We start from the raw sequence: 10,485 nt of genomic DNA, 5'->3' as shown, positions 1-10,485 counted from the left end.
CCGATGAGTGGCTTAATAGCTTGTCCATTGTTAGATTTTCCGGCGAATCTATAAATCAATCAGTCAATCCAAAGAATGGATAGCCGATATTCAAAAGAGCGGATAGCCTTTGCGGAATTCTCGCTGTTCCTTCCTATAGCCGAATCGTGTAGCTTTGAGTTAAGCAAGAAAGAGCTAAATTTTATTAATGAAAGAGACTAACTAAGGAGCTGATTTTTCATGCAAGCCAGTTTGAAAATCAAGTATATAGCCGTCTTTCTAATTGCAACGATGTTATGGTCGATGATTTCGATGGTCCCGTCCGCCCAAGCTGCTGATGAACTCGATGGTCTAAGGGCAAAGTGGAAAAGCTACTTGGTTGGAGGTGAATACAACGCTGCAGATCCGGATATTACTTCAAAACTGGACAGCATTACCTCTAAAGCTAATGTATTTTGGTCATCCATAAATACGCTTACAGATGGTACATACCTTTGGAGCGATTTATCGGACTGGACACGTTCTGGTACGATATCAAACAATTATGGCCGTCTGTATGCTATGGCTCTTGCGTATTCATCTAGCGGTTCTTCTCTTCAAGGAAACGCCATGCTAGCAAATGATATCATTAGGGGACTCGATTGGATGTATGTCAATCAATATAATGCTTCTAGGACTGAAATAGATAACTGGTATGATTGGGAAATCGGTACGCCGATCAAACTTAACGATATCATGGTCTTGATGTATGACCAATTGACGGCTGCTCAAATCAGCAACTATATCAGCGCCATTGATAAATGGTGCCCAAATGCCTCGAATAGGGTTATCAATAATGCCCTGGAAGAGGGAGCTAATCGTGCAGATAAAGCGCAGAATCTCATCATTAGGGGGATTGTCGGCAAATCTAGCTCGAAGATCGCTCAAGGAAGGGATGCGCTGAGTCAGATTTTCCTTTATGTGAACAGCGGGAATGGCTATTATACCGACGGTTCATATGTCGATCATGGATCTATCCCGTATACCGGGAGTTATGGCGTAGTGTTGCTTACCGATATGGCAAGACTGCTTTATATCCTTAATGGATCCACATGGACGGTTACAGATCCTAATGTGAGTAATGTATTCGAATGGATTACGAATGCTTATCAACCGCTTATCTATAAAGGCGCTATGATGGATATGGTAAGCGGACGGAAGTTATCAAGGCAGGGTGAGCAGGATCATGCAACCGGAAGAAGCGTGATTGGATCGATCCTATTTTTAGCCCAGTCCGCGCCTGCAGATAAAGCAAAGCTATATAAGAGTATGGTCAAAGAGTGGATTCTGTCGGATACGACGGTTACCAACTACTACGATTCTATATCGATTTTCCTGATTACATTGTTTAAATCTACAATGAATGACGCCTCGGTTGTTCCATTCGGAGAATTAGTTAAGTCTCAGGTGTTTGCGAGTATGGGTCGAGTTGCCCATCTGCGTCCCGGCTTTGGCATTGGCCTAAGCATGTTCTCTAATCGAATTTCCGCGTTTGAGTTCGGAAATGGGGAAAATTCAAAGGCCTGGTGGACGGGTGTTGGGATGACGCAATTGTACAACGCTGATTTGAACCAATACAGTGATAACTATTGGGCTACCGTTAATAGCTATCGATTGCCGGGAACCACAACAGACGGTACGGGCAGCGGTACACCGATTGCTTGGAAGAATTATTCCAATCCCAATACTTGGGTCGGAGGGGCATCTGTTGATGGTCTTTACAGTACAGCCGGCATGCAGTTTTCACTTTCACAGAATACAGGAAGTCCATTGCAGGGTAAGAAATCATGGTTTATGTTCGGGGATAAAATGGTTGCCTTAGGGGCAGGAATTACAAATACGAACAACACGAATGTGGAAACGATCGTTGAGAACCGCAAGCTCGGCGGTAACGGAGACAACACTGTGACTGTGAACGGAGTTGCCAAATCAAGCGCAATCGGATGGTCGGAGACCATGCCGAATGTTCAATGGGCGCACTTGGCTGGCAATGCCGCTGGATCTGATATCGGCTACTACTTCCCGGGTGGGGCAAGCTTGAATGGACTCCGTGAGTCAAGAACGGGAGCCTGGAGCGATATCAATCAAGGGGGCAACACGACTCCGTATACAAACAATTTCTTTAGTCTTGCGTTTAATCACGGCGTGAATCCAACGAATGCATCTTATGCGTATGCTGTACTTCCGAATAAAAGCTCAGCGGATATGGCCAGCTACGCAAGCAATCCGGATATTTCCATTCTTGAGAATTCATCGGATGCACAAGCCGTGAAGGACACATCGCTGAACGCAGTAGGAGCAAATTTCTGGAACGATGTTATGAAAACGGTTTCCGTAGGCGGAACAGGCTATATTACAAGCGACAAGAAGGCTTCGGTTACGACACTGGAAACTGCAAACCAGATGGACATCGGCGTATCCGATCCCACTCAAATAAACAAGGGAACCATTAATATAGAAGTCACCCGAAGTGCAACCGGTGTGATCAGTCTGGATCCGGGTATAACGGTGACACAGTTAAGTCCGACAATCATGATGACGATTAACGTGAATGGTGCTCTTGGAAAAACATTTAATGCGAAATTTAATTTTGAGGCATCCGCTGTTAAGGCTCCACCAGTCTTAAACACTCCCCAAATAGGCGTTTCATCACAAGTTGATTTAAGCTGGGCCTCAGTTGGCGGCGAAAAGGGATATAAAGTGAAGTACGGCAATGCTCCCGGAAACTATTCAAGTGAAATTCAGATCRCAAATGTCAGCAAATTTAACCATTTTAACGTCACAGGACTTACAAATGGAATACCTTATTACTTTGCTGTTTCGGCTATAGACAGTGCAGGTGAGAGTGATAATTCGAATGAAGTGACGGCAACACCTATTATAGCCCCTAATCCAAGCGCATCTCTAAATGATACAGCAGATGCATTTGTCAGAGACGGCACCTTTTCAAATACGAATTATGGCAACGATTCCACAATGTATATCAAAAATGATGGCACCAGCTATTACCGATCCGCATACCTGAAATTTGATCTGTCCTCCATTACCGGCTTAGTTTGGGATGCTCGAATGATTTTGGTTCCGACAGGCGGTAACACAGGTTTTACAAACCAGGCTAATCTAGTAGACAATCATGCTTGGAATGAAAGCACGATTACATGGAGTAACAAACCTGCTTCAGGTAGTAAGCTCGCTTCTTGGACTGTACCGGCCGCGGGTACCCCTGTAAGCATTGATGTCACCGAACAGATTAATGCGGCTCTAACTGCGGATAAGCTATTATCAATCGCAGTATCCTCGCCTACAAATCAAGGAAATGTCTATGTGACTTATGCATCGAAGGAGCACTCAAACAAATCCTATCGACCAGTTATTCTTATAAACTCGCCAAGTATGGATACGATCGCACCTACTACCGCTGCATCCAGTACTACTGAGCAAGAAGATGGTCAAAATAGTTGGCATTCCCATCCAGTCACGCTATCTCTTACCGCAAGCGATAATTTATCAGGTGTGGCTAAGACGGAGTATACGGTGGATGGTGGAGTTTCGTGGAAGCCTTATCTTGGGCCGGTCACGTTCGCCGAAGATGCGAAGTATACAATAAGCTATCGTTCAACGGATTATGCTGGAAATGCAGAGGCAGCGAAAAGCATCAGTTTCAATTTGGATGCAACTGCTCCGACTATTACCGTGTCAGGTCTAGTATATGGTTCCTACAGCGATGCTGCAGATATTCAGCCACTCATCACACTGAGCGATAACTTGTCTCGTGTTGACAGCGGCAGGACTACGGTGACAATGGATACTTATGCGGTACATCAAGGGGAAACGATCGCACTATATACCCTGCCGCTGGGTAATCATGAGTTCGTTGTTACGACAAGCGATATGGCTGGAAACGTGAACAGTCAGACTATCGAATTCCAAACGACTACAAGTATCTCTTCCTTGCAGTCGTTAGTACTTAGCTTTTCCAAGAGCGATTGGATCGACAATGAGGGAATAGCAAAGAGCCTGCTGGCAAAGCTGTCCAGCAATAATTTGAATAGTTTTGTCAGCGAGGTTCAGGCACAAAAAGGAAAGTACATATCGATTGAAGCGGCAAATTATTTGCTTAGAGATGCTGCATATTTAATGTCAAATAGATAAACATTCGTGCCGAGGTAAATATTCAGGTCCATGCTGCTTAGCATGGACCTCTTTCACTTCCGAAAATAGTATATGGTAAAATTTATAAGTATGTAAAACTGGAAAGGTGATATAAAATTTAGGCATGCTTATTTCCTTGACTCATAGAAGTCGAAAAGATACATTAGTATAAATTATCATTTATCAATATGAGATCTCACCATGAGGAGGAAGATTCATGACGCTTTCTAAGCTAAGACGAAAAGGGAGAACCCAACGTGAAAGCGTTTTTTTAAAACTTCTTTTGTCGTTTTTTGTCGTTCTTTTACTTCCCATTGTTGTCGGAACAGTTATTTATATTGGGATGGAAAAAGGAATGGTAGAGAACGCCAAACGATTTAATTTGGCCTTGTTGGAGCAAGTTCGGGAGTCTGTTGATCATCAGATGACGGAACTGAACCAAATGACTTCTCAAGTCGCTTTTAATCCTAAGCTAATTAATGAATTAAATGCGGGCAGCGATGAAGTAACTCAAGCCTACCGATACATTGAACTTATATCCTCTTTCCCGGGCTACAAGAGTTCTAACAGTTTTATAGAAGATTTTTATGTTTATTTTAATGATTCCCAAATACTAGTTTCACCTCGAATGAAAACCGATCTCCATACGCTTTTCGATTCCATATACCATTATAAGGACTTTAGCTTCGAACAGTTCAAGAGCACCGTTATTAATGGGTACCATTATCGAACCTTTCTGCCATCACTACCGGTTCAGACCCAATCAGGCACGAAAAACCTGCTTACCTTCGTACAGTCATTGCCGATTGGTGAACGTGCCAATATGAAAGCTACGCTAGTTATTTTAATCGACGAGCAGCAAATCCGAAACTTGCTGAACGAGATTTATACGGCCAATCAAGGAACGGTTTACATCCTTAATGAGAAGCTGGATCTAATGATGAGCACTGGGGAAGATCGTGGGGAACTCAAGCAAATTAAAGATAAATTTGATCAAAACAAAGGTTCATTTACCTTTGAAAATAACAATCAAAATATGATTGTATCCTATACGACCTCAAGCTTAAACGGTTGGAAGTTTATAACTGCAGCGCCGACTAACGTTGTGCTAAGTAATGTAAATACAGTTAAACAATGGGCCCTCTTCATTCTATTGCTGTCAATTCTCGCAGGTGTAGTGGTGTCTTATTATTTGGCGAGCCGGAATTATAATCCAATTAAAGAAGTCGTTACTGTCTTACTTAATCAGAAAAAAAATAGGGACACACCGATCTACAATGAAATAGAGTTCATTAAACGATCCATACACGCATCAATTGAAGAAGAGAATCAGCTGCGCAGCCTGCTGGATCAGCAGCTTCCCGTTATTCGCGCTAACTTTTTGAATCGCTTAGTTAAAGGGAGAATCGGAGAATCTGCTTCGACTGACGACTCCCTGCAATTCATGAACCTGTATTTTCCTTTAGAGCGGTTTAGCGTTATTATTGCTCAAATCGATGACTGCAGCGGATTTAGGAAATCGGATACCGAACATGAATGGGCGCTTGTTCGCTCTATTGTATCCAACGTCAGTTTGGAAGTGCTTCACTGTCAAGGGTATGCCGTAGATTTGGAAAAAGACAGACTGGCTATTCTAGTTAATACCCGAGATGACTCAGCAGAATTTGTATCGCATATTTCGTTGAATGCGCTGCAATTGGCAGAAATCCTTCTAGAACGATTCAAAATGAATGTAACCTTTACTGTGAGTAATGTTCATCCAGGGTTGAAAGAAATTGGCCGGGCTTACGAGGAAGCCGAAATGGCGCTTGATTACCGAATGACCAAGGGGCAGAGGCCTGTCATTTTTTATGAAGACATTAAAGATACGAAGCTTCATTATCACTATTATCCGCTTGAAATGGAAGGACAGTTGATTAATTTCGCCAAAAGCGGTGACGAAGCAAACGTGATCAAGCTTCTAGATCATCTTTATGAGCTGAATTTCCGTGATCGAGGTATCACGCTGGATATGGGCAAATGTTTGTTTATTGACCTGCTCAGCACCGCTATGAAGCTGCTCCATGCGCTTCGATATCGTGACGATTCCTTACTAGACCAGAGATTCGACCCCGTTAAATTTATCGAATCATGTTCAACTGCTGAGCAAATGTTAACAGGAACCAAGGAGTTGTTCCAGCAAATCTGCAAGCGGATGAAAGAGGAAAAGACCGATCATAATGAGCGGCTGTATAATCAAATTTTATCGTATATTGACGAGCATTTGCATGAAGGCGGTTTAAGTTTGACGGCCATCGCAGATTCGTTGGATTTAAATGCCTCTTATCTCTCTGCTTTTTTCAAGCGTTACAGCGGTCTAAACTTATCAGACTATATTGCTTCTTCAAGGATGGAGAAAGCGAAACAGCTTTTGGCGTCCAGTTCGCATACGATTTTACAAATTGCACTGCTTGTTGGCTATGCCAACGACGTTGGTTTTATACGGGTCTTTAAGAAAATCGAAGGCATTACACCAGGGAAATACCGTGAATCTATAAATAAATCAGTCAATCCAAAGAACGGATAGGTGCTGATCTAAAGTGTGGATAGCCTTTACGTAATTCTCGCTGTTCCTTCCTGCAAGCTGATCATGTAACTTTGAGTTATGCAAGACAGCAAACCAAGATAGCAAAAAGGGAGGAAGATTTCTCAGATGACTAAGAATTTGAAAAAGGCAGCTTTATCAGTTATAACGCTTACGATGGCGACCAGTATGGTAACGGCATGCGGAAACAACAATGATACCAAACCTGCAGGTGACAAGAGCGTCACTACGGAAGGTTCCACGACTGCGAAGTACCCGGATAAATTTACGTATTGGGCAAGCTTGAACGGAAACGTATCCGCAACCATGAAAAACTTTAATGAGATGGGCGTATACAAACAACTGGAGAAATTAACCAACACAAAGGTTGAATTCCAGCATCCGCCTATAGGTCAAGAGAAGGAAGGCTTCAACTTGATGATCGCATCGGGATCGCTGCCTGATGTAATTGAATACAACTGGGGCACAGACGTAGCGAAAGGTCCGGATAACGCAATCAAAGAAAAGACAATTATTCGCTTGAACGAACTTATCGAACAAAATGCTCCAAACCTGAGCAAGTATCTGAAGGATCATCCGGATGTGAAGAAACTGATTACGACGGATGAAGGAAACATGTATGTAATGCCGTTCATCCGCGGCGACGATGCCTTGTTAACATTTAACGGTAATGCGCTTCGCAAAGACTGGCTCGATAAACTGAACTTGCAGGCTCCAACAACAATCGATGAATGGTACACGACGTTGAAAGCAATTAAGGAGAAAGATCCAAACGGTAACGGTAAAGCAGATGAAATTCCGTTCCTACTGAAGAGTGATCCGAAAGACCGTGGAACATCCATGAATGCGCTCACCGCATTTGGTGAAGCATGGGGCATTTCATCCGAATTTTATCAGGAAGGCGGAAAGGTCAAGTATGGGCCAATCCAGCCAGAATTTAAGGATTTAATGAGCACATTAACAAAGTGGTATAAAGAAGGCTTAATTGATAGAGACTTCGCAGCAACGGACGGTAAATTGCAGGATGCTAAGGTTACAAGTAATGTTCTCGGCGGAGTTTTCACCTATGTTGGAAGTGGAATTGGTCGTTATATGGATTTAGTTACACCGACTAACCCCAATTTCAAGCTAATTGGCACGCTGTCTCCGGTATTGAAAAAAGGCGACAAGCCAATCCTTGGACAAAAGGATGCTGCGTTTACGGGAATCGGAGCAGCCATCTCCGCTACTGCCAAAAATCCGGCTGAGATCGTCAAATGGCTAGACTATGCATATAGCCCAGAAGGCACCATGCTGTTTAACTTCGGAATTGATGGCGAAAGCTACAAGCTGGACAACGGATATCCGAAATATACGGACATTGTAGCTAAAAACCCAGACAAGCTGCCAATGGCCCAGGCCATTGCGAAATTCGCAAGATCCAGCTTTAACGGTCCGTTTATTCAAGATAAGCGTTACATTGAGCAATTTGCAGCCAAGCCTGAGCAACAGGAAGCTATCAAAAACTGGATGAACGCGGATAACAAGAAACAATTGCCGCCGCTTTCACCAACTTCTGAAGAAAGCAGCAAATACGCTACCATCATGAACGATGCGAACACTTATTTGGATCAAATGATCACGAAATTCATTATGGGTGCAGAGCCTATCGAAAATTACGATAAGTTCACTGCGAAGCTGAAGAGCATGGGCATCGAGGATGCCATTAAATTGAAACAAGATCAGCTTGACCGTTTCAATAGCAGAAAATAATACATCATGCATAGATTCTAAACGATTTCCATTTGTTTCGTTCTGGGAAAGAAATTACTTGTTCATTCTTTCCCAGGATGAATCTCTTCAATGGACTATTTGGCATGCGAATTTTATGGGATAGGAGTGGAAGAAAAAGATGAAGAAAGAACGATTCGGCACAATCGTGGCAAAAGACTTCCGACGGAACAAAATCATATATTTGATGCTGTTGCCGGTCGTACTCTACTATGCAGTGTTTCATTATGGTCCGATGTATGGGGTACAAATCGCTTTTAAGGAATTCTCTCCGAGACTCGGTATTATGGGCAGCGACTGGGCTGGACTTACCTATTTCAAACAATTTTTCAATAGTCAGTATTTCTTACCGATCGTCAAAAACACGTTATTACTCAGCTTCTATGATATTATTTTTGGGTTTCCTGCACCGATTATCTTAGCGCTATTGCTTAACGAGGTCCGTTTGCGCTGGTTTAAGCAAAGTGTACAGACGATTACTTACCTTCCTCACTTTGTATCTGTCGTCGTTATCGTCGGTATGATGGTTGACTTTTTATCAACGCGGGGAATGATTAACCAATTGGTTGAGATGTTTGGCAGTCAACCGATTCCATTTATGCAAAAACCGGAGTGGTTCCGTTTCACATACATTGTTTCAGGCATTTGGAAAGAAGTAGGTTGGGGCACTATCATCTATCTTGCGGCCATTACCGCCATTGACCCTTCCTTATATGAGGCAGCTAAGGTGGATGGTGCCGGACGATTTAGACAGCTGCTGAACGTAACCCTGCCAGGCATTACTTCTACAATTATCATCCTGTTTATTTTACGGATTGGCCATGTCATGACGGTTGGTGATGAGAAGATTTTGCTGATGTATAATCCGATGACTTATGAAACGGCTGATGTCATTGGTACCTTTGTTTACCGCAAAGGGATTATGGAAGCTAATTATAGCTATACTGCAGCGGTGGGCTTGTTCAATTCCGTAATTAATTTCGGCTTCTTATTGCTCGCAAACACAATCAGCAAAAAATACAGCGAAACAAAACTTTGGTAAGGAGTGAAGCACCGTGCAAATAAAACGCTCAATGGGAGAAATTGCATTCGAAACCTCCAACATCATTTTCTTGGCGGCATTGTCGCTCGCCACTATATATCCTTTGTTATATGTTTTGTTCGCTTCCATCAGTGACCCCACTGCTATTGTGAAGCATACGGGCATATTGATTAAACCGCTTGGATTTTCATTGGATGCCTTCAAGGCAGTTTTTGATAACCCCATGATTTTAACGGGGTATTTAAATACTTTATTCTATGTTGCCATTGGAACTACAATCAATATCCTAATGACTTCTCTCGGAGCCTACGGCCTATCCAGGGAAAATGTGCTATGGAAGAATCCGATCATGATGATGATTGTATTCACGATGTTTTTCAGCGGAGGCTTAATCCCGAGTTTCTTGCTTATCAAAAACCTTGGCTTGCTAGACAGCCGATGGGCGTTAATTTTCCCTGCGGCCATGAGCGCTTGGAATCTGATTATCATGCGGACATCCTTTCAAGGCGTCCCGGTGAGTTTGGAAGAATCGGCAAAACTGGAAGGGGCGAACGATTTCACGATTTTGTTCCGTATCATCCTGCCTCTGTCTATGCCTACCGTAGCTGTTATGATTCTTTTCTACGGCGTGGGACACTGGAATGCTTGGTTTAATGCTTTGATTTACTTGCGGACTCGGGAGTTATTCCCGCTGCAGCTTATTCTGAGAGAAATCTTGATCTCCAACAGCACGGACAGCATGATGACTGGTGTTGGCGGAGCAGATAAAATGCCGGTCGGAGAGACCATCAAGTACGCCACGATCATCGTAGCTACAGGACCTATTCTTCTGCTCTATCCATTCCTGCAAAAATATTTTGTTAAAGGTGTCATGATTGGAGCAGTCAAAGGGTGATATTGGGAGTTGATAACTTTGGTT

At 43.0% G+C, this 10,485-nt stretch carries 5 protein-coding genes; all 5 read left to right on the top strand.

What is annotated here, in order from left to right; genetic code table 11:
• Positions 1-219: 219 nt before the first annotated feature.
• Positions 220-4,170, top strand: coding sequence for a polysaccharide lyase family 8 super-sandwich domain-containing protein (locus AC1DVJ_RS09095; RefSeq protein ID WP_477590055.1), 3,951 nt, complete (start codon positions 220-222; stop codon positions 4,168-4,170).
• Positions 4,171-4,513: 343 nt separating this feature from the next.
• Positions 4,514-6,736, top strand: coding sequence for a helix-turn-helix domain-containing protein (locus tag AC1DVJ_RS09090; protein WP_477590053.1), 2,223 nt, complete (start codon positions 4,514-4,516; stop codon positions 6,734-6,736).
• 126 nt (positions 6,737-6,862) lie between these two features.
• The gene (locus AC1DVJ_RS09085; protein WP_477590052.1) at positions 6,863-8,506 is read left to right on the top strand and encodes an extracellular solute-binding protein; all 1,644 of its coding nucleotides are present in this window, start codon (positions 6,863-6,865) and stop codon (positions 8,504-8,506) included.
• A 139-nt stretch (positions 8,507-8,645) separates the two neighbouring features.
• Positions 8,646-9,566, top strand: a complete 921-nt coding sequence (locus AC1DVJ_RS09080) for an ABC transporter permease (RefSeq protein ID WP_477590051.1) — start codon at positions 8,646-8,648, stop codon at positions 9,564-9,566.
• A 31-nt stretch (positions 9,567-9,597) separates the two neighbouring features.
• On the top strand, positions 9,598-10,461 hold the full coding sequence (locus AC1DVJ_RS09075; RefSeq protein WP_477590116.1) for a carbohydrate ABC transporter permease: 864 nt from the start codon (positions 9,598-9,600) through the stop codon (positions 10,459-10,461).
• Positions 10,462-10,485: the final 24 nt, after the last annotated feature.

This window comes from Paenibacillus sp. P4_A9 (genome assembly GCF_056402415.1).
The sequence above is the reverse complement of the archived record's forward strand: the minus strand, read 5'-3'. Positions and strand labels throughout refer to the sequence as shown.

What these genes read in the sequence shown, in the direction of transcription:
- AC1DVJ_RS09090 (WP_477590053.1), top strand. Translation starts at nt 4,514, where the DNA reads ATGGAAAAAGGAATGGTAGAGAACGCCAAACGATTTAATTTGGCCTTG.
- AC1DVJ_RS09085 (WP_477590052.1), top strand. Translation starts at nt 6,863, where the DNA reads ATGACTAAGAATTTGAAAAAGGCAGCTTTATCAGTTATAACGCTTACG.
- AC1DVJ_RS09080 (WP_477590051.1), top strand. Translation starts at nt 8,646, where the DNA reads ATGAAGAAAGAACGATTCGGCACAATCGTGGCAAAAGACTTCCGACGG.
- AC1DVJ_RS09075 (WP_477590116.1), top strand. Translation starts at nt 9,598, where the DNA reads ATGGGAGAAATTGCATTCGAAACCTCCAACATCATTTTCTTGGCGGCA.